Raw genomic sequence first — 25,832 nt, 5'->3', positions numbered from 1 at the left:
GATGTGTATAAGAGACAGCGGGCCGCACCGTCCGGTGCACCGCCGCCAGTGGCCGTACGTCCCGTACGGCTCCGCAGAGCCGCCGCACAGCGCGCACGGCTCCGCAGACCGGAGAACCTGATGGACACATCAACGCAGATAACCGACGCACCTCCCCCCGCACCACAGCCCACCGCCGACAAGCGCGCCGCGCGCGGGGTCACCCGGCCCGGAGACCGGATCTTCCTCGGTCTGTCCCGCGGCTCCGGCATCCTGCTGCTGGTGATCATGGCCGCGATCGCGGCCTTCCTCACCTACCGCGCCTCCCTCGCGATCAGCAAGGATGAGGGCAACTTCCTCACCACCTTCCAGTGGGACACCAACGCCACCCCGCCGGTCTTCGGCATCGCCGTCCTGGCCTTCGGCACGGTGGTCTCCTCGATCATCGCCATGGTCATCGCGGTCCCGATCGCCGTCGCCATCGCGCTGTTCCTCACGCACTACGCCCCGCGCAAGCTGAGCGGCCCGATCGCCTACGTGATCGACCTGCTCGCCGCCGTGCCGTCCATCGTCTACGGCCTGTGGGGCGCCCTGATCCTCGTGCCGAACATGAACGGCCTCTTCGGCTGGCTGAACAACTACCTCGGCTGGACCGGCCTCTTCTCCTGGGAGGGCGGCCCCGCCCGCTCGATGCTGACCGTCGGCATCCTGCTCGCGATCATGATCCTGCCGATCATCACCAACGTGAGCCGCGAGGTCTTCCGCCAGGTCCCGCAGATGCATGAGGAAGCGGCCCTGGCGCTCGGCGCCACCCGCTGGGAAGTGATCCGCATGGCGGTCATTCCCTTCGGCCGCTCCGGCGTCATCTCCGCCTCGATGCTCGGCCTCGGCCGCGCCCTCGGCGAGACGATGGCCGTCGCCACCGTGCTCTCCCCGACCTTCGACATCCAGGCCAGCCTGCTCAACCCGGGCGGCGGCACGTTCGCGCAGAACATCGCCAGCAAGTTCGGTGAGGCCAGTGTCTTCGGCCAGGACGCGCTGATCGCCTCCGGTCTGGTCCTGTTCGTCATCACCCTGGTGGTCAACGGCGCGGCCCGCGCGATCATCGCCCGCCGCAAGGAGTACTCGGGGGCCAACGCATGAGCACCGCATCCATCACCCCGAAGGGCCCCAGCACCCTGCGCGGCGCCCGCCTGCCCAAGTGGTCCCCCTACGCCATCGCCGCCGGCTCCGTCGCCGTCGCGATCGGCATCGGCCTCGGCGCCGGCCTGGACAGCCGCGTCCAGTGGGGCCTGATCGCCGCGATCCTCTACGTCGTCGGCACGTACGCCATCGCCACGGCCGTCGAGGGCAAGCGACAGGCCAAGGACCGCATCGCGACCTCCCTCGTCTGGGTCGCCTTCCTGCTCGCCGTCATCCCGCTGGCCTCGCTGGTGTGGTCGACGATCACGCGCGGTGTGAAGGTCCTCGACGTCTACTTCCTGACGCACTCCATGGGCATCGTCGCCGACACCGAGCCCGGCGGCGGCATCTACCACGCCATCCTCGGCACCCTGGAGCAGGTCGGTCTCGCCACACTGATCGCCGCGCCGATCGGCGTGCTCACCGCGATCTACCTCGTGGAGTACGGCCAGGGCAAGCTCTCCAAGGCCATCACGTTCTTCGTCGACGTCATGACCGGCATCCCGTCGATCGTCGCGGGTCTGTTCATCCTCAGCCTCATGCTGATCTTCGAGATGCAGCCCTTCGGCTTCGCCGGCTCGCTGGCCCTGGCCATCCTGATGATGCCGGTCGTCGTCCGCTCCACGGAGGAGATGCTCAAGCTCGTCCCGAACGAGCTGCGCGAGGCCTCCCTGGCGCTCGGCGTCCCGAAGTGGCGCACCATCCTGAAGGTGGTCCTGCCGACCTCTATCGGCGGCATCACCACGGGCATCATGCTGTCGATCGCCCGCATCGCCGGCGAGACCGCCCCGGTCCTGCTGCTGGTGTGGGGCAACCCCTTGATCAACCCGAACCCGTTCGAGGGTGCGCAGGCCTCACTGCCGCTGTACATCTACCAGCAGTGGGCCAACAGCGCGGGCTCCGGTGCGGCGTACGACCGTGCCTGGGCGGCGTCGCTCACCCTGATCGCCTTCGTGATGATCCTGAACCTGGTGGCCCGCGGAATCGCCCGCTGGAAGGCCCCGAAGACCGGTCGCTGACTGCGGCCACAGCGACTGATCTGACTGTCTGGAAGTGAAGTAATCATGGCCAAGCGAATCGACGTAAGCGGACTGACCGCCTACTACGGCTCCCACAAGGCGATCGAGGACATCTCGATGACCGTCGAGCCGCGCTCGGTGACGGCGTTCATCGGCCCCTCCGGCTGCGGCAAGTCGACGTTCCTGCGCACGCTGAACCGCATGCACGAGGTGACGTCCGGCGGCCGGGTCGAGGGCAAGGTGCTCCTGGACGACGAGGACCTCTACGGCACGGGCATCGACCCGGTGTCCGTGCGCCGTGAGGTCGGCATGGTGTTCCAGCGGCCGAACCCGTTCCCCACGATGTCGATCTTCGACAACGTGGCGGCGGGCCTGCGGCTGAACGGCAGCTACCGGAAGAACGAGCTCGCCGACATCGTCGAGCGCTCCCTCAAGGGCGCGAACCTCTGGAACGAGGTCAAGGACCGCCTGAACAAGCCCGGCTCGGGCCTCTCCGGCGGTCAGCAGCAGCGGCTGTGCATCGCGCGGGCGATCGCGGTCGAGCCGAACGTGCTCCTCATGGACGAGCCCTGCTCGGCGCTCGACCCGATCTCCACCCTCGCCATCGAGGACCTGATCGGCGAGCTCAAGGAGCGCTTCACGATCGTCATCGTGACGCACAACATGCAGCAGGCGGCGCGCGTCTCCGACCGCACGGCGTTCTTCAACCTCGCGGCCGTCGGCCAGCCCGGCAAGCTCATCGAGATCGACGAGACGGAGCGCATCTTCTCCAACCCGTCGGTCCAGGCCACCGAGGACTACATCTCCGGCCGCTTCGGCTGATCCGGCTCCGCCGCCGAGACTCCTCGCGGTGCTGCATGGCGGTGCCACCGCGAGGCCGAAAAGGGCCCGCCCCTACTCCCAGGGGCGGGCCTTTCGCGTACTCGCTCAGCTGTCTACTGGAACGCCGGGTTCACGTTTCTACAGAAACGCCAGGTTCACGATCCCGAACGACGCCGCGGCGACCAGCGCGGCCGCCGGCATCGTGATGAACCAGCCGAGAATGATGTTCTTGGCGACGCCCCACCGCACGGCGTTCACGCGCTTCGTCGCGCCCACGCCCATGATCGCGGAAGTGATCACATGCGTCGTGGAGATCGGCGCCTTGAACAGGAACGCCGTGGTGAACATGATCGACGCGCCCGTGGTCTCCGCCGCGAACCCCTGCGGCGGGTCCAGCTCGATGATCTTCCGCCCCAGCGTCCGCATGATCCGCCAGCCACCGGCGTACGTGCCCAGCGACAGCATCACCGCACAGGCGATCTTCACCCACACCGGAATCGGATCGCCGTAGTCCTCGACATCCGCGATGACGAGCGCCATCACCACGATGCCCATCGTCTTCTGCGCGTCCTGCAGACCGTGCCCCAGCGCCATACCGGCGGCCGAGACGGTCTGGGCTATGCGGAAACCCCTCTTGGCCTTGTGGGGATTGGCCTTGCGGAAGATCCACATGATCGCGGTCATCACCAGGTAACCGGCCAGCAGACCGACCACGGGAGAGATGAACATCGGGATGACGACCTTCTCCAGCACCCCGCTCCAGTAGACCGTCGTGCCGCCGGCCAGCGCCGCTCCCACCATGCCGCCGAACAGCGCGTGCGAGGAGGACGAGGGCAGCCCGAAGTACCAGGTGATGAGGTTCCAGACGATGGCGCCCACCAGCGCGGCGAAGAGGATCCCCATCCCCTTCGACCCGACGGGCGTCTGGATCAGCCCCTCGCTGACGGTCTTGGCGACCCCCGAGCCCATGAACGCGCCGGCGAGGTTCATCACCGCGGCCATGGCCAGCGCGGCCCGTGGCGTCAGAGCCCGCGTCGACACGGACGTGGCGATCGCGTTCGCCGAGTCGTGGAAGCCGTTGGTGTACGTGAAGAAGAGCGCGACCGCGATGGTCACGACCAGAGCGAAGGTGTCCATGTAGGGCTCAGGACTCCTTGACGGCGATGGTCTCCACCGTGTTCGCCACGTGCTCGAACGCGTCCGCCGCCTCTTCCAGGACGTCCACGATCTGCTTGAGCTTGAGGACCTCCATGGCGTCGTACTTGCCGTTGAAGAGGTGCGCGAGCAGCTTGCGGTGGATCTGGTCGGCCTGGTTCTCCAGGCGGTTGACCTCGATCCAGTACTCGGTGAGGTTCTCCATCGTGCGCAGATGCGGCATCGCTTCGGCCGTCAGTTCGGCAGCGCGCGCCAGTACCTCGATCTGCTGGTCGACGCCCTTGGGCAGTTCCTCGACGTTGTAGAGGACGACCAGGTCGACGGCCTCCTCCATGAAGTCCATGATGTCGTCGAGGGACGAGGCGAGGGAGTAGATGTCCTCGCGGTCGAACGGCGTGATGAACGAGGAGTTCAGCTGGTGGAAGATCGCGTGCGTGGCGTCGTCACCTGCGTGTTCCGCTGCCCGCATACGCTCTGCGATCTCGGCCCGGGCGGATGCGTCCGCCCCGAGCAGTTCCATCAGGAGCTTCGAGCCCGTGACGATGTTGTCCGCGGAAGCGGCGAACATGTCGTAGAAGCTCGTCTCCCTGGGGGTCAGACGAAAGCGCACGTGGGGTCCTCGGGGTGCTTCGGTTTCGGTCAGGCCGATGCTAGGCGCATCATCCGGCCACGGCTATCGGGCCGCCCCCCAGTGTCGCCCATCGGGCACAGTGGTGAGCACGGGGGCGGTCCGAGGGGCCGTATACCCAGCAAAGTTCGGTACCATATACCCACCAGGGGTATATGTCGGCTCACTGCCCACCAGGAGGACCCGATGACGGACGTGACCGACGCCACCGATGTCGGAAATGTCACCGACACCGGCGTTCACGGGTACCACAAGCAGAAGGACGAACACCTCAAGCGCCTGCGCCGCATCGAGGGCCAGATCCGCGGCCTGCAGCGCATGGTCGACGAGGACGTCTACTGCATCGACATACTCACGCAGGTCTCCGCCTCCACCAAGGCCCTGCAGTCCTTCGCCCTGCAGCTGCTGGAGGAGCACCTGCGCCACTGCGTCGCGGACGCTGCCCTCAAGGGCGGCGACGAGATCGACGCGAAGGTCAAGGAGGCGACCCAGGCGATCGCCCGCATGCTGCGGACGTGAGCCGGTTACCTCCGGGCGGCCGAGGCGTCCCGCTCCTCGGCCACTTTCAGCACCTCGTCGATGCTCTGCAGGCTGAGCCGCTCCTCGTGCGCGGCCGAGGCCGCGATGATCAGCTCCCCGCACAGCTCGATCTCGGCGAGGGCCACGTAGTCCTGAACTGCCGTACCGCCGACCGGAGCCACGTGCATCACCTCGTCTCTGCCGTTACCGACTTCCTAGAGTAGGGAGCGGCCTACACACCGCGCATGGCACGGACGGGCTAGTTCACGCCGGTCAGTTCTCGGCGATCTTGCCCGCGTAGATGTCGTCGTCGTCCGGCAACCGTACGCGCACCGAAGCCCCGAAAGCGTAGAGCAGCGTGGTCGAGGCGACGGCGACGGGGCTCTTCTGCTGCCCGCCGCCCACGAAGCTGAACCGGTGCCGGACCTTGCGGATGCGGCCCTCGTCGTCGAGGTAGGCGTCGAACGGCACCTCGGCCGTGGCGAACCCTTTCGCCGCCGCGGCCAGGGCTTCTTCGTTGGCGCCGGAGGCCCGCTTCGCGGCGACACCGAGATCGGCCGTCCCCCGGTAGTGCCGCACCCCGGTGCCCGCGACCTCGGTCCTGCCCACGTATGTCGCCGTCCGCGTGCCGCGCAGCACCTCGGCCGCCGCGAACGGATCGGTGACCCCGCCCGTGACGAGGTTCCCGTCGGACAGGGTCCGCGTGTCCACCCGCACCCACTTGTCCGGCGGCACACCGGCGCCCCGGTTCTTCATGAACAACGCCCCGGGCGCGAGCAGTTCGGTGATGGGCCGGTGCTCCATGGCCCCCGCGGGATCCTGCGGGAGCAGCACCTTCAGCCGCCCCATCCGCTTCCGGTAGTCGTAGACCCCGGCGCCCCGGATGGTCACCCGGGTGCCGCCGGACGCCATCTCCATCGACGTACGGGCCTTCGAACTCCCCGCCGTCACCAGCCGGTCGGCGGCCCGGTGCAGCACGGCGACCGCGTCCCCGCCGCGGGAGTCACCGGCGGCCGCGTCACCGCCCGAACACCCGCCGGCCCCCAGCCCCGCCCCGGCCACGATCCCGGCCGCGACGACCGCCGCACCCGTCCGCCTGTGCCACCGTTCCCGCTGCCGCCCAGTCATCGCCTGCCTACCCCCAGCCGGTACGTCCGTCACGGGCCCCCTCGTTGCTCCGGATAACGACGGGTATGTGCCCCCCGTCACGCGAGCACGCGGCTGTGACCGTGCGAGCCCTTTACCTGCGGTGGGTAACGTGGTCCCCGTGGCGCAGCGGGACGGGCCGGAACACCTCACGACGACAACGGAGAAGGGCCGCTTCTGTATGGCCCACTGCACCTGCGGATGGCGCGGCCCAGCCAGAAGAGCGAGAAGCCAGGCGCGCACGGACGCGGAGAAGCACGCGGCGGGCTGACAAGGCCGGACACCATGGAACCCCCACCCCCACGGCCCCGTCTCCCACGACGGAACCACCGGGAGGCCCCATGGAACGGCGTACATTCCTCGCAGCCGGCACGGCAGGCATAGCCGCGGCCGCGACACCCTTCACCACCGCCTGCACCAAGTCGGACACGGGCGCCGGGGCCAGAGCCACCGCCAGGACCGCGGCCACCACGAAGTCGAAGGTCACCGCCGCCAACTGGTCCGCCCTCGCCCGCGACCTCGACGGCCCCCTCGTCCGCCCGGGCGACGCCGCCTGGACCACGGCCCGGCAGCTCTACAACACGCGCTTCGACACCCTCAAGCCCGCCGCGGTCGCGTATGTGGACCACCCGGACGACATCCGCACGGCCCTGTCCTACGCCCGCGCCCACTCCTTGCGCGTGGCGATCCGCAACGGCGGCCACTCCTACGCCGGCTGGTCCTCGGGCGACGGCCGCCTGATCATCGACGTCTCGAAGCTCAACCGCGTCCGTTCCTCGGGCAGTACCGCGGTGGTCGGCGCCGGCGCCAAGCTCATCGACGTCTACCGCGCCCTCACCGCGAAGGGCGTCACGATCCCCGCCGGCTCCTGCCCCACCGTCGGCGTCTCGGGCCTGACCCTTGGCGGCGGACACGGCGTGGTCTCCCGCGCGTACGGCCTGACCTGCGACAGCCTCACCCAGGCCACCCTGATCACCGCGGACGGCAAGCAGCTCACCGCCAACGCCCGCGAGAACAAGGACCTCTTCTGGGCCCTGCGCGGGGCCGGCAACGGCAACTTCGGCGTCGTGACGGAACTGCACTTCAAGACCCACCCGGCACCGCAGGGCGTCTCGGCGTATCTGTCGTGGCCCTCGTCAAAGGCCGCGGCGGTGGTGAAGGCCTGGCAGGAGTGGGGTCCGTCGCAGCCGGACGAGATCTGGTCGTCCCTCCACCTCGCGAGCGCCCCCGGCGGCAGGCCGACCGTCTCCGTCGCGGCGTTCTCCCTCGGCACCTACGGCGAGCTCAAGAACGCGGTCGACCGCCTCGCCGACCGCGTCGGCGCCCCGGCGAGCAGCGTCTCCCTGAAGCGGCGCTCCTACGAGGAGTCGATGGAGGTGTACGCCGGCTGCTCCTCGTTCCCGACGGACGCCCAGTGCCATCTGCCCGGCTCGACCCCGGGCCGCTCCCCGAAGGGCGCGCTGGGCCGCGAGACCTACGCCGCGGCCTCGGACTTCTTCGACCGCTCCCTCTCCGCGGCCGGCATCCGCACGCTGCTGGCCCAGATCGGCTCGGTACGCGGCGGCACGGGCAGCATCGCGCTCACGGCCCTCGGCGGAGCGGTCAACCGCGTCTCCCCGACGTCCACGGCCTTCGTCCACCGCCGCTCGCGCATGCTGGCCCAGTACATCGCCGCCTGGCGCCCGGGCACGACGGGCGCCACGGCCCGCGACTGGCTGGCCTCGGCCCACAAGTCCATGCGCCCCCACGCCTCGGGCGCGGCCTACCAGAACTACACGGACCCGACCCTGACGAACTGGCGCAAGGCGTACTACGGAGACGCGGCAAGCCGCCTGAAGAAACTGAAGAACGAGCACGACCCGACCCGCTTCTTCACATACCCGCAAGCACTCTAGGTGCCGCTTAGCTGCGGGCAATCGTGCCGCTAAGGGCGGCACGGGTGGGCGGTGGGGGTCCCCCCGCTCGAGCGAAGCCGAGAGTGGGGGAGGCACCCCGCCACGCCGGGCTGCGCACCCACCCGCCCTCAGCAGCGACGCGGGTCACTACGCAGCAAGGTCCCGCTCAGAAGCCGACTCCCGCCGCGCCCCGGGAATCACCGCACCCTCCCCGTCAACGCCCCCACGCCCACGAGCCCGCACCAGCCACCCCACCCGAGCCGACCGCTCAACCGCCCGAGTCACCGGCGTCAACAACGCCATAGCGACCGGCGACAACAGCAACGCCACAGCCGTACCCAGCGCGAACCCACCCACGACATCCGTCGGATAGTGCACACCCATGTAGACACGGATGAACCCGCCGAACACCGCCAGCACCAACGCGACAAGCCCGAACTTCCGGTCGGCGACGAACAACCCCACCGCCAGCGCCATGACGAGCGTCGCGTGGTCGCTCACGAACGAGTAGTCGGTCTTGCCACTGACCAGCACCTCGAGCCCCTGATGGTCGAGGAACGGCCGCGGCCGCTCCACGAACCCGCGTATCGGGACGTTCACCAGCACGGCGATCCCCGCCGCCAACGGCGCCCAGATCAGCGCCGCGACGGAGGACGCCGCGTCCTCGTCCCCCCGGCGCCGCACGGTCCACCAGCACCAGACCACGAGCAGGACGATGGCGAGCAGCAGCCCGTACTCGCCCACGAACTCCATGACCCGGTCGAACCACCCTGGCGCGTCCTTGGCCAGGCCATTGATGTCGTACAGCAGGTCGACGTCAGGGTTCGACCCGGATTCGGCGAGTCCAGCCATGGTGCTGCGGCCCCTTCGTCGTCTCTCCCGGCGCACCTGTGCGTACGCCGCTCCTGCCACCCCCGTGGTTGTAGATCCGCTTCCGCACTGACGTCCGCTCGGCTACGTCATCAGGAACGCACGGTCCCCGTTGATACGTTCCACACTCCACCGAATGATCACGCAGACGTTATCGAAGAGAGATACGTCTTCGCAGCTCAGGGGGTGGGTTCACGCTCGGCTCACACCGTTGTGGGCAGTGCTTTCGCGCCATCTTCGGTGACTCGCGTGGCTCCGAAGTAATCGGGGGTGTCGATGGGGTCGAACCGGATCACAGCACCCGTACGCGGCGCGTCGATCATGTACCCGCCTCCGACATAAATACCGACATGCCGGATGGCCCGTGAATTGGTGGGGTCGTCCGAGAAGAACACGAGGTCGCCGGGGAGCAGTTCGTCCCGGCTCGGGTGCGGTCCCGCGTTGTACTGGTCGTTGGCGACGCGCGGGAGCTTGATGCCCACGGTCTCGTAGGCCGCCTGGGTCAGTCCCGAGCAGTCGAAGCGTCCGCCCTGCTCAGCGGTACCGGTGCCGCCCCACAGATAGGGCGTGCCCAGCTTCTTCTGCGCGTACTCGATCGCGCCGGCGGCCTGCTCGGAGGGGTCGACCCGCCCGACGGGCGCCGCGAAGCTCTCCGAGAGCGTCGTGATCCTCTTCACGTAGTTCCGGGTCTCGCTGTACGGCGGAACGCCCCCGTACTTGATCACCGCGTACGCCCCGGCGTTGTACGCGGCCAGCATGTTTTCAGTCAGATTGCCGCCGACCTTCTTCACGTACGAGGCGAGTTCGCAGTCGTACGAGGCGGCGGAGGGAATCGCGTCCTTGGGGTCCCACACATCGCGGTCCCCGTCCTTGTCCCCGTCGATGCCGTGCGAGGCCCAGGTGCCGGGGATGAACTGCGCTATCCCCTGCGCGGCGGCGTGGCTCTGCGCCCTCGGATTGAACCCGCTCTCCTGGTAGAGCTGGGCGGCGAGCAGGGCCGGGCTGATGGCGGGGCAGAGGTTGCCCCACTTCTGCACCAGGCCCGAGTACGCGGCGGGCACCGCCCCCTTGGCCAGGGCCTTCGCCCCACCGCCCACGCCGTTGGCCAGGTTCCCGGCGACGATGTAGACCCCGACGACGAGCAGCATCACGAAGGCCAGGGCGGAGCTGATCGCAACACCCGCCACGATCCATGCCTTACGCACCGTCAACCGCCCCTCACCGCACGCGAGTCCGTCGCCTGGTCAGTGTAGAGGGGGCTGCCGTACTCAGGAATGATCACGAAGAGGAGAGTCGGGGGCGGAAAGAAGAACCGGCCACGGCACGTGCGGCACGGCGGAAGCACGCCCGGGGGGAACCGGTGCACGGGGTCGTCACAGGAGCGGGTCGCTCGCCCCTCTTACGCCGGTTCGCCCACGGTCAGCGGGAAAACCGCGCCCGTCAGCTCCTCCGACACCCGCCACAGCCGACGGGCCGTCAGCGGGTCGCTGGCCGCCCGGGAGCGGCCCACCAGGGTCGGGGCGCCGCGCATCTCGCCCAGGCCGTCGGGGCCCACGTAACTCGCGCCGGGCAGGTCCTGGGTGGCGGCGTAGAGGGTGGGGAGGGCGCCCGCCCGGTCGTCCTGCGCGAGGAACCTGTTGCCGAGGCGCATGAAGGCGCGCGCCGCCGGGCTGGCCGCGTGGCTCTGGAGGTTGGTGGCCGAGTAGCCGGGGTGGGCGGCCAGGGCGCGGACGGTGGAGCCCGACTCCGCGAGCCGGCGCTGGAGTTCCAGGGTGAACAGGAGGTTCGCCAGCTTGGACTGGGCGTAGGCGCGCTGCGGGGTGTAGCCCGTCGTCAGGTCCAGGTCGTCGAAGCCGATCCGCGCGCCGCCCCAGCGGTGGGCGCCCGAGGAGACCGTGACGACGCGGTCGGTGATGTGCGGGAGCAGCAGGTTGGTCAGGGCGAAGTGACCGAGATGGTTCGTGCCGAACTGCATCTCGAAGCCGTCCTTGGTGTGCTGCCTGGGGAGCATCATCACGCCGGCGTTGTTGATCAGCGTGTGCAGCGGCTCCCGCCAGGCCTCGGCGAACTCCCGCACGGAGGAGAGGTCCGCCAGGTCCAGGCGCCGCACCTCGGTGCTGCCGTGCACCCTCGCCGCCGCTGCCCGCCCGCGCTCCGGGTCCCGTACGGCGAGGACGACGTGCGCCCCCGCCCGGGCCAGCGCGTCGGTCGCGGTGAGACCGATGCCGCTGTTGGCGCCGGTGACGACGACGGTCCGGCCGGTGAGGTCGGGCAGGCGGCGCGCGTTCCATGTCTCGTTGCTCTTGGTCTTCTGCTCAGCCATACCCTCGAATGTAGACGCCGACAACAATGCTGTCAACGACAACAATGATGGCGGTATCAACATCGGGATACGATGGTGCCCATGCCCGAGAGCCGCCCCTACCACCACGGAGACCTGCGCTCCACCCTGCTCGCCGGCGCCGAGCGCACCCTGCGGGAGAAGGGGGCCGGCGCGCTCTCGCTGCGCGAACTGGCCCGCGAGGCCGGCGTCAGCCATGCCGCGCCCGGCCGCCACTTCAAGGACAAGCAGGCCCTGCTCAACGCCCTGGCGCTGGCCGGATACGACAGGCTGGGCCAGGCCCTGGCCGGAGCCGACGACGCCGCACTCCCGCTGGAGCGGCGGCTCACCGCCCTCGCCCGGGCCTATCTCGCCTTCGCGATCGACAACGCCGAGCTGCTGGAGCTCATGTACGCCCGCAAGCACGAGCCGGACGCCTCGGAGCAGATGGCCGCGGCCGTCGACCGGACGGTGGGCTCCCTGGAGCGGGTCATCGCCGACGCCCAGGAGCGCGGCGAGATCATCGCGGGCGATCCACAGCACCTCACCCTGCTGACCGGCGCCACGCTCCAGGGCATCGCCTCCTTCGCGGCGGGCGGCATGCTCGCCCCCGAGGCAGCCCTGGACGGCATCGAGGAACTCGTCCACCTCCTCCTGCACGGCCTCAAGCCCCGCTGATCCCGGGCCCCTTGGTCAAGCCGCGACCATCCCCCGGCCATCGAGCCGCCATCGACCGGTAAGCCCGGCCTCCCCTTCAGCAATGCGGAAGTCAGAATTCCGAAAGCCGTCTTGTTGTCACGTAGTCAACAAGCGATCGTCGTCGCGGGTCGCCGCCCCCGCCGGGAACCGCACCGGTGGATCCCCCACCCGCAGGCCTCTGTCCACCACTGCCAGGAGGCTGTACCTTGCGCACGACTTCGCCCAACACCCCCGACACCCGCCGCAGACGGCTCCGCACCGGCTTCGCCGTCACCGCCACCGCCGCCCTCCTGCTCACCGGCCTCGCCACCACTACCGCCGCCCAGGCCCAGGCCCAAGCCCAGGAGAACTCCTCCAAGGTCACCTGGACGCGGTCCTGCGCCCTCCCCCAGCACAAGAACGAGATGGCCTGCGACGCCCTGCGCGTCACGGGCGGCCGCACCGCCTTCCAGCAGCAGCACGGCATCTCGGCCAAGGCCGCCGAGGCCTCCTCCCCCTCCGGCTACGGCCCCTCCGACCTCCAGGACGCCTACGGCCTGACCTCCGCAGCCGCGAGCAACGGCTCCGGCCGCACCATCGCCATCGTCGACGCCTACGACGACCCCAACGCCGAGTCGGACCTCGCCACCTACCGCTCGCACTACGGCCTGCCCGCCTGCACCACCGCGAACGGCTGCTTCAAGAAGGTGAGCCAGACCGGCTCCACGACCTCCCTCCCCACGGCCGACAGCGGCTGGGCCGGTGAGATCTCCCTCGACCTCGACATGGCGAGCGCCATCTGCCCGAACTGCCACATCACGCTCGTCGAGGCCAAGTCCGCCTCCATGACCAACCTGGGCACCGCCGTCAACGAGGCCGTCGGTCTGGGCGCCAAGTACGTCTCCAACAGCTACGGCGGCGGCGAGTCCTCCTCCGACGCGACGTACGACTCCTCGTACTTCGACCACCCGGGCGTCGCCATCACCGTCAGCGCGGGCGACGCGGGCTACGGCGCCGAGTACCCGGCGGCCTCCAGGTACGTGACGGCCGTCGGCGGCACCAAGCTCACCACCTCCTCCACCACCCGCGGCTGGACCGAGAGCGTCTGGAAGACCAGCAGCACCGAAGGCACCGGCTCCGGCTGCTCCGCCTATGACGCCAAGCCCGCCTGGCAGACCGACACCGGCTGCGCCAAGCGCATGATCGCCGACGTCTCGGCCGTCGCCGACCCGGCGACCGGTGTCTCCGTCTACGACACCTACGGCGCCGACGGCCAGGGCTGGGCCACCTACGGCGGCACCAGCGCCTCCGCCCCGATCATCGCGAGCGTCTACGCCCTGGCCGGTACACCGTCCAGCGGCTCCTACCCGGCCGAGTTCCCCTACGCGAACACCTCCGCCCTGAACGACGTCACCGGCGGCTCCAACGGCAGCTGCGCCACGAGCTACTTCTGCACCGCCCGGACGGGCTACGACGGCCCGACCGGCTGGGGCACTCCCGAGGGACTCGGCGCCTTCACCGGCTGACCCCTCCCCTCCCGTGACAGAACGTCACCGGGGAACGGGCCACGGCATCCCAGCCGCGGCCCGTTCCCCGCGTTAGGTAGCCTTCACCCGGAGAACACGGGCGCGACCTTTCACCCGACCGACCGTCAAAAACGGTCCGTAAAGGTGACACAGGGCGTAAAAAGGCACAACGACGGAACCTCACGACAGGTTTCACTCAGGCCTCATTGCCCGTCGTGACCTGCCGTGATACACAGAGTGACCATACGATCCTTCGCACACCGCCCGTCGCCTCCCCTAGGGCCCGGCGCGGAACGGTGGCAAGGTATTCGTACGAAACCCGCCAATCAATGACGCCAAGTCGACATCCGACAGCGTCATTGTCGGCGAGAATGAGGCCTGACCTCTGCACGACCGCAGAGGGTGCGGAACTACCCAACAGGGGCGGTGACTTACATGCTCTTTGCGGCCGACAAGGGAGACATCAACACGATCATCGGCGGGATCGCTCCGGACTGGGGCCCCTTCGGCAGCCTGGGCAACGAGGCCAAGGTGATGATCGAGGTCGTGATGGCGATCGCCATCCTGCTCTGCCTCGGCATCGCCATCTGGGGCGCTGCGAAGCAACGCATCGGCGCGACGGCCCTCCGGGACACCTTCAGCGCCGAACAGGGCAAGGGCCTCATCATCGCCGGCCTCACAGGAGTCTTCATCATCGGCTCCCTCGGCACGCTGTTCACCATCGTGTACGGCATGGCCGTGTAGCCCGGGCACCGTCCGCCCGGCCGGGCACGCCCGGCTCCCTCTCCATCCCACCCGCCCGTCGTGCCCACCGGCTGAGGTTGCGTTTCCCTGATGTCGAGTCACCACACCGCGCCCGCGCGGGAACCAGCACGGCTACCGTCGTACGAGCAGTATGAGAAGTACGACCGGTACCAAGTGTTTCCGCACGACGTCGAGGGGGCGTACGCGGCATGAGTCTCGGTGACGAGCACGAGGCCTCCGGCGGCTACGGCGGCACGGGCCAGACCCGCACCCGCCTCCCCGACACCGGCCCCGACGCCTACGGCACCCCCCGCCGCGGCCCCCGCTCCTCGTCCCGCAGCCTGGTCACGGTGGTCGGCGTAGTAGTCCTCCTCCTCGCGGCCATCGCCTTCGCGAACCGCGGAGACGGGGATCCCGACAAGACCGACGCATCCGGCAACAAACCGGAGACAGCGGCTACGGCGCCATCGGGCCAACGCCCCGTCCAGTCCAAGTCGGGCGGTATCCCGTCGGGCTTCGCACAGAACCAGGAGGGTGCGGAGAGCGCGGCGGCCAACTACGCCGTGGTGCTGGTCTCGGCCGACATCCTCAAGCCCGCGCGGCGCACCGAGATCGTCCGCCAGGTGTTCGACGCCGGCCGAGTCTCCGAACTGGAGAAGAATCTCGACCAGGTGTACGACAAGGCGTTCCTCGACAAGGTCGGCCTGGACGAGAACGGCGAGGCACCTCAGGGCAGCACGTACGTCTCCCGCACCATGCCGGTCGGCACCAAAAGCACCGAATACTCGGGCAGCGCCGCCACCGTCGAGGTCTGGTGCACGGGCGTGTTCGGGATGACAGGGGAGAGCTCGCAGAACCCGGTCACCAACGACTGGTTCACCATGACCCTGCAGTTGCGCTGGACCGACGGCGACTGGAAGGTCGACAGCTTCTCCCAGAAGGAAGGCCCCGCGCCGGTCAACGGCGACAACAAGGTGTCGACGTCGGACGACATCTCGAAGGCCGTCGAGGAGTTCGGAGGGTTCACGTATGCCCGGTAGCCCACGCCGCGCAGTCAAGCTCGCCGCCACCCTCACAGCCGTACAGACCGCCGTGGTCCTGCTCGCCGGTAGAGCGGTCGCGGCGCCCACGCCTTCGCCCACGCCCAGCGACGACAACTGCTCCCTGCTCTCCGGCAGGGCAAGGGAGATCTGCGAAGGCGACACCGGCAGCGGCGGAGGAGGCGGCGGCGGCACCTCCCGCCTCGACCCCACCTCCACCCTCGACCCCCTCTCCTCCCTCGCCAAGGGCTGCGCCGAAGCCGCCTCCTGGACCGTCGACAAGCTCAGCGACGCCGTGAAGGAGACGGCCAACGTCGACTTCACCAACCCCAAGTTCCTCCAGCAGTACGCCGTCGTCTTCGCCGCCTCGACGATCCTCACGCTCCTGCTGTGGCTCCTCGCCGTGGCCAAGCGAGCCGTCCGCGGCGTGCCCCTCGCCACCGCCATCGGCGAAGCCATCGGCTTCCTCTGGCTCACCGTCCTCGCCTCCGCCTTCACCCCCCTGATCCTCTACACCGTCGTATCCGCCACGGACGGCATCACCGAGGTCCTCGCGAAAGCCACCGGCGACCAGACCGACGCCTTCTTCGGCACGTTCTCCGAGGCCCTCAAGAAGGGCGAGGACATCGGCGGCGGCCCCATCATGCTGATCGTCGTCTCCCTGGTCAGCATCCTCGCCGCCGGCGTCCTCTGGCTGGAGCTCGTCATCAGGGCGGCACTCCTCTACGTCGGCGCCCTCCTCGGCACCGTCGTCTACGCCGGCCTCGTCGACAAGAACCTCTGGGGCCACGTCCGCCGCTGGGCAGGCATCATGATCGCGGTGATCCTGATCAAGCCCGTCATCGTCATCGTGCTCGGCCTCGCCGGCGCGCTCTCCGCCGACGACGGCCCGGACGCCTTCTCCGCCGTCGTCTCCGGCCTCGCCATCATCCTGCTCGCCATCTTCGCCAGCGCGATGATCTACCGCTTCGTCCCCGGCTTCGGCGACGAGCTCGCCGGCTCCCGCAACAACCGCCTCATGCAGGGCGCCGAGGGCAAGGCCGCCGCGGTCATCAGCTCCCCGGCGACCCTGGTCGCGCAGGGCATCAAGACCCACAGCTCCCGCGCGGACAACAAGGGCGGCTCAGGCGGCCAGTCCTCCGCCGCCCGCCCGAGCAACCCCGCCTCCGGCGGAGTCGCCGCACACAGCTCACGCCCCTCGAACGGCGGCGGCGGATCCGTCCCCTCCGCCGCACCCGCACCCCGTTCGAGCAGCCCCGTCAACACTCCCCACGCCAGCAACACTCGCAACAGCAGCAGCAACCGCACGGGAGGTGAAGGGCGTTGACGACCGAGTCCCACGTGTCCCATCCGGTCACGCCCCGCCGTACATATCTGATCGGCCGCGCCCGGCCGAACGCGATCATCGGCCGCAACCGCGAGACCGGCGAGATCGCCCTGATCGTCGTGGGCGCGTTCCTCGGCATGATGTGCGGACTCCTCGTCCCCGTGCTGTCCCTGCGCATCGTGCTGCTGGCCGGGTTCCCGATGCTGGCGCTGGCCGCGGTGTACGTGCCGTTCAAGCACCGCACGTTCTACAAGTGGTTCGAGATCAACCGCAGCTACAAGCGGACCCTCAAGCAGGGCACCACCTACCGCTCGACCGCCGTCGAGGCCGGCACCCGGCTGGACGGCCGTGAGGTCGAGGTCGGGCCGCCCCCGGGCATCGGCCGCGTCACCTGGCTGGCCGCCCCCTTCGGGCCCGACGAGATCGCCGTACTGCTGCACGCCGACCGCAAGACCGTCACCGCCGCCATCGAGATCGAGGGCCCCGGCGTCGGCCTGCGCGACTCCGAGGACCAGGAGGCCCTAGTCGACCGCTTCGGCACCCTGCTCAAGCACGTGGCCAACGGCGACGGCTTCGTCACCCGCCTCCAGATGCTCGCCCGCACCCTCCCCGCCGACCCGGACGCACACGCCAAGGACGTCTCCATCCGCGGCGACGACAAGGCGCCCCCATGGCTGCAGCAGTCCTACGACCAGCTCCAGTCGATGGTGTCGACCAGCAGTGAGCAGCACCGCGCCTACCTCGTCGCCTGCATGCACTACACGCGTGAGCTCGCCGCCGAGGCCAACGCCATGGCCCGCGCTGCCCGCAGCCACGGCGGCAAGGTCGACCGGGACGCCGGACTCGCCGTCGTCATGGCCCGCGAGCTGACCGACATCTGCTCGCGCCTTCAGGAGGCCGACATCCGCGTACGGCAGCCGCTCGGTCAGGGACGGCTGTCCTCGCTGATCCACTCCATGTACGACCCGGACCACCCGATCGACCACATCCAGGCGATGTCCAAGCGCAATGCCTGGCCGGCCGAGCTGGACGCCATGGAGCCCACGTATCTCCAGGCCAAGACCCGGGAGTCCAGCACCCGCGCCCCCTGGTGCCACGCCACCGCCTGGGTGAAGGAGTGGCCGATGACCCCAGTCGGTGTCAACTTCCTCGCCCCGCTCCTCGTCCACACCCCAGACGTCATCCGCACGGTCGCCGTCACGATGGACCTCGAACCCACCGAGATCGCCATCGAGCGCATGCTCACCGAGAAGACCAACGACGAGGCGGAGGCGTCCCGCGCCGCCAAGATGAACCGCACCGTCGACCCCCGCGACGTGGCCGCGAACTCCCGGCTCGACCAGCGGGGAGAGGACCTCGCCAGCGGCGCGGCCGGCGTCAACCTCGTCGGCTACATCACCGTCTCCTCCCGCACCCCCGACGCCCTCGCCCGCGACAAGCGGACGATAAGGGCCTCGGCGGGCAAGTCGTACCTCAAGCTGGAGTGGTGCGACCGCGAGCACCACCGCGCGTTCGTGAACACCCTTCCCTTCGCCACCGGCATTCGGAGGTAGGACCTGATGCGGGACCCGCTGTCCGTCCTCACCGACGCCTTCACGTCCTTCCTCTTCGGGAAGGTCGAGACGACCAGGCTCCCGGTGCGCACGTCCACGGGCCAGGCCCAGGCGGTCTACCTGCCGACCGCCGCCCCCGGCCTCGGCGACTCCGGCGTCATCATCGGTCGCGAGGTGTACTCCGGAAAGGGCTACATCTACGACCCCTTCCAGCTGTACGGGCAGCAGCTCCCCGCCCCCCACTGGCTGGTCCTCGGCGAGTCCGGCAACGGCAAGTCGGCGCTGGAGAAGACGTACGTCCTGCGCCAGCTGCGCTTCCGCGACCGCCAGGTCGTCGTCCTGGACGCCCAGGGCGAGGACGGCGTCGGCGAATGGAACCTCATCGCCGAGGAGCTGGGGATAACCCCCATCCGCCTGGACCCCATGGCCGCCCTGGACATGGGCATCCGCCTCAACCCTCTCGACCCGGCGATCACGACGACGGGCCAGCTCGCGCTGCTCCGGACGATCATCGAGGTCGCGATGGGCCATGGCCTGGACGAACGCTCCGGCTTCGCCCTGAAGGTCGCGCATGCCTACGTCAACGAGACCATCGTCGAACGCCAGCCGGTCCTCACCGACATCGTCGAGCAGCTCCGCCACCCCGAGCCGGAGTCCGCGGAGGCGATGAACGTCGCCATAGACGACGTGCGGGCCTGGGGCCTGGACGTCGCCCTGGTCCTGGACCGCCTGGTCGACGGCGACCTGCGCGGCATGTTCGACGGCCCGACGACGGTCGGCATCGACCTCGACGCGCCCCTCATCGTCTTCGACCTGTCCCACATCGACCGCAACTCCATCGCCATGCCCATCCTCATGGCGATCGTCGGCGTGTGGCTGGAGCACACCTGGATCCGCCCCGACCGGAAGAAGCGCATCTTCCTGGTCGAGGAGGCCTGGCACATCATCAACAGCCCCTTCGTGGCGCAGCTCTTCCAGCGCCTGCTGAAGTTCGGCCGACGCCTCGGCCTGTCCTTCGTCGCCGTTGTCCACCACCTCTCGGACGTCGTCGACGGTGCGGCGGCGAGAGAGGCGGCGGCCATCCTGAAGATGGCGTCGACCAGGACGATCTACGCCCAGAAAGCGGACGAGGCGCGGGCGACGGGCAGAGTGCTGGGCCTCCCCCGCTGGGCGGTCGAGATCATCCCGACCCTCACCCCAGGCATCGCCGTCTGGGACGTCAACGGCAATGTCCAGGTCGTCAAACACCTGGTCACGGAGACCGAACGCCCGCTGGTCTTCACCGACCGCGCGATGACCGAGTCCTCCGCCGACCTCGCGGACGACGACGCCCTGCGCGCCGCCGAACTGGAGGCGGAGGAACGGGCAGCGGCCTTCGTGGAACACCACCTGGGCGACTCCGAATCGACGGTGGCGTAGGCAGGGGGAGAACGCGTGAGACCGGACGACCGCCGCACCCAGCGGGACAGCCAGGGAGGCATCCCCGACGGCCTGCTGATCGGCATACTCGCGTTCCTTCTCGGCACAACCCTGCTGGTGTGGACGGCGACCGGCCTCGCCGCGCTGTTCGCGCACGGCTCCTGGCCGTCCGGCGTCACCTTCACCCGCACCCCCCTCGCCATGCGCGGCCTCGTCGCCCAGCCCCACGACATCCCCGGCGCCTGGCCGGACACACCCCCCGGCGAGCTCTCCGGCTACGGCCTCTTCTGGGGCCTGTTCATCGGCCAGCTGATGATCCTGGTCGTCCTGACGGTCTTCGTGATGGGCACGCTGGCCCGGTGGAGGGCGGTCCGGGCGAGGCGCCGGGAGGAGCGGATCCTGGCGGCGGAGGAACGGCCGACACCGACAGAGCACGAGGCCCGGGCATCGGCGCACGAGCACGCGTCCCAGGCGACGCGGCACGAGGTCCCAACAGCGGGGCACGAGCACGCATCCCCGGCAGTGCGGCACGAGGTCCCTGCGGCGGCGCATGACCACGGATCCACTTCGACGCAGCACGAGGTCCCAACCCCCCGCCGCTCGCCCACCGACCCCACAAGCCCCCTGGACCCCACAGCCGACCCGGCCGGCTCCCCCCACCCGACGGCCACCACCACCCCACCTCCGGCAACGGCGCCCGCGACCCCGGCATCCCTGTTCGCCCAGGAACGGGTGGGCGGGTGGGAAAGAATCCTCGTAGCCCCAAGGGAATCCCGCCGAACCACCGCCACCCAGGCCGTACGCGACGCGGAGGGCCCAGCCCTGGTCGTCACCTCGAACCCCGCCCTCTGGCAGGACACCAAGGACGCCAGAGCCAAACTGGGCCCCACCCACCTCTACGACCCCACCCACCTCTGCGACACCCCGTCCCGCCTCCACTGGTCCCCCACGGCCGGCTGCGAGGACAAGGCGACGGCAACCCGACGAGCCGCCGCCCTCCTCACCCCCGTCCGCCCCACCGCCAAACTGGACCAAGCACTCAGCGACACAGCCGAGACCCTCCTGCGGAGCTACCTGCACGCCGCGGCCATCGACGGCCGCACCATCCGCCACGTCCACCGCTGGTCCCAGGGCACCCAGATCCAGGACGCCGTACGCATCCTCCGTACCAACCCCAAGGCCGCCTCCGGCGCCGCGGGCGAACTCGAAGGCGCCCTCACCGCCCACCCCGAACGCCGGGACATGGCCCAGCAGTTGACCACCCGAGCCCTCACGGCCCTCTCCACGGTCAACATCCGCGAGGCCTGCACTCCCAACCGAAGTGATGCCCTCGCCTTGGATTCCTTCGTCCACGAAGGGGGCACGCTTTATGTGGTGGGGGAATCCATCGAGGACCCCAGGACGAATCCGGGCGCGATGCCCCTCCTGACGGCCCTCGTCTCCAGCGTGGTCGAGCGCGGCCGGCACATGGCCGAACGGTCATCCTCCGGTCGCCTCGACCCACCAATGACGCTCGTCCTGGACGACGTCGCGGCCGTGGCTCCGCTTCCCCAACTGCCGGAGCTCCTGGCCACCGGAGCGGACCGGGGCATGCCGACCCTGGCCCTGCTCCGGTCCCGCGAACAGGGCCGCGCCCGCTGGCCGCACGACGAACTCCCTGTCTAGGCCGCCCGGTCACTCCCGCTCTAGCACGAACTCCAGCTCCCGCTCCCCCGCGTCCCCCAGCGGCACGGTCACCCCACTCGGCAGGAACCCGGCCCGGCGATAGAACCGCTGCGCCCGCCCGTTCTCCTCGTGCACGATGAGCCGCACCCGCTCGAGACCCTGCGCCCACGACCACTCCAGGGCCGCGTCGAACAGCACCTCGGTCAGCCCGCTCCCGCGCTCCTCCGGCCGTACGAACACCGCGACGACATGCCCCTGCTTCCGCTCCACCTCGAAGCCTGCCCAGTCCGTCGTCCCGGGCTCCTCCACGAGCACGGTCAGCGTCCCCACCCACTGCCCGTCCGGCCCCTCGGCGATGATCTGCTGCGCCCTGTCCGCCCCTTCGGCGGCGCTCGCCGTCCGCTCCTGCCAGAAGGAGTCCGGCTTGGCCACGGCCTCCTCGTACGTCTCCAGAAAGGCGAGGTGCGCCACCGGGTCCCGCAGCGCCGCGAGCCGCAGCTCCTTCGCCGCGGGCCACTCATCAGCACGGACGGACCGGATCACATAGCTCATGCGGGCAACGGTAGTACCCGGGTACGACACCCCTCACCCCGATTCCCCCCGCCGGTCCGACGCCCGCCGCCCCCGCACCCACCAGCATCGAAGCATGCTGACCGCACACGAACTGACCAAACGCTACGGAGACCGGACGGTCGTCACGGACCTCTCCTTCACCGTCCGCCCCGGCACCGTCACCGGCTTCCTCGGACCGAACGGCGCCGGCAAGTCCACGACCATGCGGATGATCCTCGGCCTCGACGCCCCCACCCGCGGCCACGCGACCGTGAGCGGACGCTCCTACGCCGCCCATCCCGCGCCCCTGACCGAGGTCGGCGCCCTGCTGGAGGCCCGCTCGGTCCACCCCGGCCGCACCGCCTACCACCACCTGCGCGCCCTCGCCCACACCCACGGCATCCCCCGCGCACGCGTCGACCAGGTCCTCGCCCTCACCGGCCTCACGGACGTCGCCCACCGCCGCGTCAAGGGCTTCTCCCTCGGCATGGGCCAACGCCTCGGCATCGCCGCCGCCCTCCTGGGCGACCCGGCCACCGTCGTCCTCGACGAACCGGTCAACGGCCTCGACCCCGAGGGCGTCCTGTGGATCCGCACCCTCCTCAAGTCCCTCGCCGCCGAGGGTCGTACGGTCTTCGTCTCCTCCCACCTGATGAGCGAGATGGCCCTCACCGCCGAGCACCTGGTCATCATCGGCCGCGGCCGCCTCCTGGCCGACACCACGGTCACCGACTTCGTACGCGACTCCGGCGCGGGCACCACCAAGGTCGTCACCCCTGAGGCCGGCCCCCTCGTGGACCTCCTCACCGCCCCCGGCATCGACATCACCACCGACACCCCCGGCACCCTCCAGATCCGCGGCACAGACGCCGAACACATCGGCCGCACGGCAGCCGCCCACGGCATCCCCCTCTACGAACTGACCCCGAGCACCGCTTCCCTGGAAGAGGCCTTCATGGACCTCACCCGCGACGCGGTCGAGTACACGGCGACTTTGGAAGGAGCGGCAGCATGACCACGACGGCCCTCACCTACCGCGTGACCCCGGCCCGCGTCCTGCGCTCCGAGTGGCACAAGCTCTGGACCCTGCGCTCCACCTGGATCACCCTCGCCGTGACCAGCGCCCTCACCGCCGCCATGGGCGCGGGCCTGGGCGCCGCCTACGACGACGGCGCGGGCGAGATGGACACGGTCCTCTTCGTCCTCCTCGGGACCCAGTTCGCCCAGATCAACCTCGGCGTCCTGGGCATCCTGGCCACCGCCGGCGAGTACTCCACGGGCCAGATCCGCGCCACGATGACCGCAGTACCCCGCCGCCTGCCCGTGCTCTGGTCCAAGGCAGCCGTACTGGCCGCGATCGCCTTCCCCCTCACCCTGGCGACGAACCTCCTCACCTTCCCCCTCGCCCAGTCCTTCCTCTCCGGCACCGACCAGTCCGCCGCCCTCGGCGACCCGGGCGTCCTGCGCGCCCTCGTCGGCAACGCGGCCGGTCTCACCCTGCTCGCCGTCCTCGCCCTCGGCATCGGCGCCCTGCTCCGCTCGGTCCCGACGGCCATCGGCGCCTTCATCGGCCTCGTCATGATCCTCCCGGAGATCCTGGCCATGCTCCCCTACGAGTTCGTCGACGACGCCGTCCGCCACTTCCCCGGCAAGGCCCTGGAAGTCCTCACCACCGCCCAGCCCATGCCCGGCGCGATCTCCCCGAGCACGGCCCTGCTGGCCATGCTCCTGTGGACGACGGCGACTCTGGCGCTTGCCGCGACGGTCCTACGCCGCCGAGACGTCTGACACGCGGTACCGAGAGCCATCACGATGGACCCCGTGACGGAAGACAGGGCACCGGAGCCCCTCACCGACTACGCCCACCGCATCACCCGCAAGGTGCGCGCCTTCGACCAACGCCACCCACTGCTGTGGGACCTGCACTTCACCGGCTTCTGGGTGACAGCGGCCCTGATCGACTACAGCGGCGGTGGCTGGCGCCACAACGCGCACAACCTGGACGTCCCCTCCTGGCTCCTGTTCACCCTAAGCCTCGGCCTCTCCGCCCCCCTGCTCCGGCGCCGCACCCACCCCGGCACCGTCCTGGCCACGATGGCGCCCTTCGCCCTGGTCAACGCATGGACCGGCGCCGCGCTCCAAGCAGCCCTGCTCCAGCTGGCCGTGATCTACCACATCGCCCTGCGCCGCGCCCTGCGCGACCTGTGGTGGGCCACGGCCCTGGTGATGACCCCGGTCCTCGTCTCGATCGCCCGTTACGGCGAGGGCAGCTGGGACCAGCAGATCGGCTCACAGCTGATGTCCATCACCGTGGCCGTCCTCATCGGCATCACGGTCCGCACCCGCCGCAACTACACCGAGGCCCTTGAGGACCGCGCCCGCCGTCTGGAGACCGAGCGCGACCAGCAGGCCCAGCTCGCCACCGCCGCCGAACGCGCCCGCATCGCCCGCGAGATGCACGACATCATCGGCCACAACCTCTCCGTCATCACGGGCCTCGCCGACGGTGGCAGATACGCCGCCGCCAAGTCCCCCGAGCGTGCCGCCCAGGCCCTGGACGCCATCGCCACCACCAGCCGCCAGGCCCTCACCGAACTCCGCCGCCTCCTCGACGTCCTACGGGAGGAGGAGAAGAACCAAGCCGAACTCACACCCCAACCCGGCCTCACCGACCTCGACCAGCTCATCGACGGCGTACGCTCCGCAGGCCTCCCCGTCCGCACCACCACCCACGGCATCCCCACACTCCCCCCGGGACGCCAGCTCACCGTCTACCGCGTCATCCAGGAAGCCCTCACCAACACCCTCAAACACGCCGGCCCCGGCGCCACCGCGGAGATAGAGCTGCGCTACGAGGAGAAATCCGCCGTCACCGTACAGATCACGGACACGGGCACCGGCCGCACGACGGACGCCCCTCCCCGAGCCGGTCGAGGACTACCCGGAATGCGCGAGCGAACGGCCCTCTACGACGGCACACTTGAGGCCGGCCCTCGCCCCCACCCGGACCAGGGCTGGCGCGTCCGTCTCCATCTCCCGGAGGAAACCCCGCAGTGACCACGGTCCTCATAGCCGACGACCAGCCCCTCCAGCGCTTCGGCTCCCGCATGCTCCTGGAGAGTCAGGACGACATGACGGTCGTCGGCGAGGCCGCGAACGGCAGCGAAGCGGTCCGCATGACGGCGGAGCTCCACCCCGACGTCGTCCTCATGGACATCCGCATGCCCGGCCTGGACGGCATCGAGGCGACCCGCCGCATCGCCGCCGCCGGCGACCGCACCCGCATCCTGATCGTCACCACCTTCGACCTGGACGAATACGCCTACGCCGGCCTCCGCGCCGGCGCCTCCGGATTCCTGGTCAAGGACGCCCAGCCCGAGGAACTCTCCTCCGGCATCCGCGCGGTGGCCACCGGCGACGCGGTCGTCGCCCCCAGCCTGACCCGCCGCCTCCTGGACGCCTACGTCCACCACCTGCCGACCGACCCCTCGACTGAGGAACTGCCCCAGGAGGACGCACGCCTCGCGTCCCTCACCGACCGGGAACGGGAAATCCTCACGGTCATCGGCAGAGGCTGGACGAACACGGAGATAGCCACACGCCTCCACCTGGCCGAGTCGACAGTGAAGACCCACGTGGGCCGCATCCTCGCGAAAACGGGCTCTCGAGACCGCATTCAGGCGGTCATCCTGGCGTACGACGCAAAGCTGGTAGAGCCGTCGTGACCGCCCGGAACAGCCCTGAAACGCAGAAAACCCCCGCATCCGAAGATGCGGGGGTTTTCTCAATATTT

25 protein-coding genes are annotated in these 25,832 nt (G+C 69.8%); 17 read left to right on the top strand and 8 right to left on the bottom strand.

Features of this window, described 5'->3' with window-relative positions; genetic code table 11:
* Positions 1–120: 120 nt before the first annotated feature.
* Genes pstC through pstB form a run of 3 tightly spaced genes read left to right on the top strand, consistent with a single transcriptional unit; the run spans position 121 to position 3,002 of the window.
* Entirely contained in the window at positions 121–1,122 is a 1,002-nt protein-coding gene (gene pstC, locus ACWIF2_RS32240; RefSeq protein WP_454364436.1) for a phosphate ABC transporter permease subunit PstC, read from the top strand.
* Positions 1,119–2,180 carry a phosphate ABC transporter permease PstA gene (pstA, locus tag ACWIF2_RS32235; RefSeq protein WP_454364435.1) on the top strand — a complete coding sequence of 354 codons (1,062 nt, stop codon included), beginning with the start codon at positions 1,119–1,121 and terminating at the stop codon, positions 2,178–2,180. The genes pstC and pstA overlap by 4 nt, the downstream gene beginning before the upstream one ends.
* A gap of 45 nt (positions 2,181–2,225) precedes the next feature.
* Positions 2,226–3,002, top strand: a complete 777-nt coding sequence (gene pstB / locus ACWIF2_RS32230; protein WP_454364434.1) for a phosphate ABC transporter ATP-binding protein PstB — start codon at positions 2,226–2,228, stop codon at positions 3,000–3,002.
* Between the two features lie 138 nt (positions 3,003–3,140).
* On the opposite strand, the gene ACWIF2_RS32225 is transcribed toward pstB, so the two are convergent.
* Both ACWIF2_RS32225 and ACWIF2_RS32220 read right to left on the bottom strand, forming a co-directional pair.
* On the bottom strand, positions 3,141–4,139 hold the full coding sequence (locus tag ACWIF2_RS32225) for an inorganic phosphate transporter (protein WP_382494755.1): 999 nt from the start codon (positions 4,137–4,139) through the stop codon (positions 3,141–3,143).
* A gap of 7 nt (positions 4,140–4,146) precedes the next feature.
* Positions 4,147–4,767, bottom strand: coding sequence for a DUF47 domain-containing protein (locus tag ACWIF2_RS32220; RefSeq protein WP_059418711.1), 621 nt, complete (start codon positions 4,765–4,767; stop codon positions 4,147–4,149).
* A 204-nt stretch (positions 4,768–4,971) separates the two neighbouring features.
* On the opposite strand from ACWIF2_RS32220, the gene ACWIF2_RS32215 reads away from it, so the two are divergent.
* Positions 4,972–5,304, top strand: a complete 333-nt coding sequence (locus ACWIF2_RS32215) for a metal-sensitive transcriptional regulator (protein ID WP_382494753.1) — start codon at positions 4,972–4,974, stop codon at positions 5,302–5,304.
* Positions 5,305–5,309: 5 nt separating this feature from the next.
* Here ACWIF2_RS32215 and ACWIF2_RS32210 read toward each other — a convergent pair whose 3' ends face one another.
* Positions 5,310–5,492 carry a hypothetical protein gene (locus ACWIF2_RS32210; protein ID WP_454364433.1) on the bottom strand — a complete coding sequence of 61 codons (183 nt, stop codon included), beginning with the start codon at positions 5,490–5,492 and terminating at the stop codon, positions 5,310–5,312.
* A gap of 85 nt (positions 5,493–5,577) precedes the next feature.
* On the bottom strand, positions 5,578–6,432 hold the full coding sequence (locus ACWIF2_RS32205; RefSeq protein ID WP_454364432.1) for a hypothetical protein: 855 nt from the start codon (positions 6,430–6,432) through the stop codon (positions 5,578–5,580).
* Positions 6,433–6,791: 359 nt separating this feature from the next.
* On the opposite strand from ACWIF2_RS32205, the gene ACWIF2_RS32200 reads away from it, so the two are divergent.
* Entirely contained in the window at positions 6,792–8,345 is a 1,554-nt protein-coding gene (locus tag ACWIF2_RS32200; RefSeq protein ID WP_454364431.1) for an FAD-binding oxidoreductase, read from the top strand.
* A gap of 147 nt (positions 8,346–8,492) precedes the next feature.
* Here the strand turns inward: ACWIF2_RS32200 and ACWIF2_RS32195 are convergent, their stop codons facing one another.
* The 3 genes from ACWIF2_RS32195 to ACWIF2_RS32185 form a co-directional block, all read right to left on the bottom strand.
* Positions 8,493–9,197, bottom strand: a complete 705-nt coding sequence (locus ACWIF2_RS32195) for a phosphatase PAP2 family protein (protein WP_454364430.1) — start codon at positions 9,195–9,197, stop codon at positions 8,493–8,495.
* 221 nt (positions 9,198–9,418) lie between these two features.
* On the bottom strand, positions 9,419–10,426 hold the full coding sequence (locus tag ACWIF2_RS32190) for a bifunctional lytic transglycosylase/C40 family peptidase (RefSeq protein WP_454364429.1): 1,008 nt from the start codon (positions 10,424–10,426) through the stop codon (positions 9,419–9,421).
* A 188-nt stretch (positions 10,427–10,614) separates the two neighbouring features.
* Positions 10,615–11,538 (bottom strand): oxidoreductase, encoded by a 924-nt coding sequence (locus ACWIF2_RS32185; protein ID WP_454364428.1) that lies wholly within the window; start codon positions 11,536–11,538, stop codon positions 10,615–10,617.
* Between the two features lie 72 nt (positions 11,539–11,610).
* Here ACWIF2_RS32185 and ACWIF2_RS32180 point away from each other — a divergent pair, with 72 nt between their 5' ends.
* From ACWIF2_RS32180 to ACWIF2_RS32145, 8 genes are all read left to right on the top strand, one after another.
* On the top strand, positions 11,611–12,213 hold the full coding sequence (locus ACWIF2_RS32180; protein WP_454364427.1) for a TetR/AcrR family transcriptional regulator: 603 nt from the start codon (positions 11,611–11,613) through the stop codon (positions 12,211–12,213).
* A gap of 227 nt (positions 12,214–12,440) precedes the next feature.
* Complete coding sequence (locus ACWIF2_RS32175) at positions 12,441–13,739, top strand: S53 family peptidase (protein ID WP_454364426.1); 1,299 nt, start codon at positions 12,441–12,443, stop codon at positions 13,737–13,739.
* Between the two features lie 435 nt (positions 13,740–14,174).
* Positions 14,175–14,483: a hypothetical protein gene (locus tag ACWIF2_RS32170; protein ID WP_073499096.1), complete on the top strand. Its 309-nt coding sequence runs from the start codon at positions 14,175–14,177 to the stop codon at positions 14,481–14,483.
* A 209-nt stretch (positions 14,484–14,692) separates the two neighbouring features.
* The gene (locus tag ACWIF2_RS32165; RefSeq protein ID WP_454364425.1) at positions 14,693–15,523 is read left to right on the top strand and encodes a hypothetical protein; all 831 of its coding nucleotides are present in this window, start codon (positions 14,693–14,695) and stop codon (positions 15,521–15,523) included.
* Positions 15,513–16,850: a hypothetical protein gene (locus ACWIF2_RS32160; RefSeq protein ID WP_454364424.1), complete on the top strand. Its 1,338-nt coding sequence runs from the start codon at positions 15,513–15,515 to the stop codon at positions 16,848–16,850. Before ACWIF2_RS32165 ends, ACWIF2_RS32160 begins: the two co-directional genes overlap by 11 nt.
* The gene (locus ACWIF2_RS32155) at positions 16,847–18,403 is read left to right on the top strand and encodes an SCO6880 family protein (RefSeq protein ID WP_454364423.1); all 1,557 of its coding nucleotides are present in this window, start codon (positions 16,847–16,849) and stop codon (positions 18,401–18,403) included. Before ACWIF2_RS32160 ends, ACWIF2_RS32155 begins: the two co-directional genes overlap by 4 nt.
* 6 nt (positions 18,404–18,409) lie before the next feature.
* Entirely contained in the window at positions 18,410–19,822 is a 1,413-nt protein-coding gene (locus ACWIF2_RS32150; protein ID WP_454364422.1) for an ATP-binding protein, read from the top strand.
* A 15-nt stretch (positions 19,823–19,837) separates the two neighbouring features.
* On the top strand, positions 19,838–21,487 hold the full coding sequence (locus ACWIF2_RS32145; protein ID WP_454364421.1) for a type IV secretory system conjugative DNA transfer family protein: 1,650 nt from the start codon (positions 19,838–19,840) through the stop codon (positions 21,485–21,487).
* A gap of 9 nt (positions 21,488–21,496) precedes the next feature.
* On the opposite strand, the gene ACWIF2_RS32140 is transcribed toward ACWIF2_RS32145, so the two are convergent.
* The gene (locus tag ACWIF2_RS32140; protein WP_454364420.1) at positions 21,497–22,039 is read right to left on the bottom strand and encodes a GNAT family N-acetyltransferase; all 543 of its coding nucleotides are present in this window, start codon (positions 22,037–22,039) and stop codon (positions 21,497–21,499) included.
* 94 nt (positions 22,040–22,133) lie between these two features.
* Between ACWIF2_RS32140 and ACWIF2_RS32135 the strand changes: the two genes are divergently transcribed.
* From ACWIF2_RS32135 to ACWIF2_RS32120, 4 genes are read left to right on the top strand one after another with little or no spacing between them, the layout of a single operon-like run.
* A complete protein-coding gene (locus tag ACWIF2_RS32135) occupies positions 22,134–23,054 on the top strand; it encodes an ATP-binding cassette domain-containing protein (protein WP_454364419.1) in 921 nt (306 codons plus the stop codon).
* Entirely contained in the window at positions 23,051–23,827 is a 777-nt protein-coding gene (locus ACWIF2_RS32130; protein ID WP_454364418.1) for an ABC transporter permease, read from the top strand. The genes ACWIF2_RS32135 and ACWIF2_RS32130 overlap by 4 nt, the downstream gene beginning before the upstream one ends.
* Before the next feature lie 24 nt (positions 23,828–23,851).
* A complete protein-coding gene (locus tag ACWIF2_RS32125) occupies positions 23,852–25,096 on the top strand; it encodes a sensor histidine kinase (RefSeq protein ID WP_454364417.1) in 1,245 nt (414 codons plus the stop codon).
* Positions 25,093–25,764 (top strand): response regulator, encoded by a 672-nt coding sequence (locus ACWIF2_RS32120; RefSeq protein ID WP_454364416.1) that lies wholly within the window; start codon positions 25,093–25,095, stop codon positions 25,762–25,764. Before ACWIF2_RS32125 ends, ACWIF2_RS32120 begins: the two co-directional genes overlap by 4 nt.
* Positions 25,765–25,832: the final 68 nt, after the last annotated feature.

The sequence above is a fragment of the Streptomyces sp. NPDC055506 genome (genome assembly GCF_053643595.1).
The sequence above is the reverse complement of the archived record's forward strand: the minus strand, read 5'-3'. Positions and strand labels throughout refer to the sequence as shown.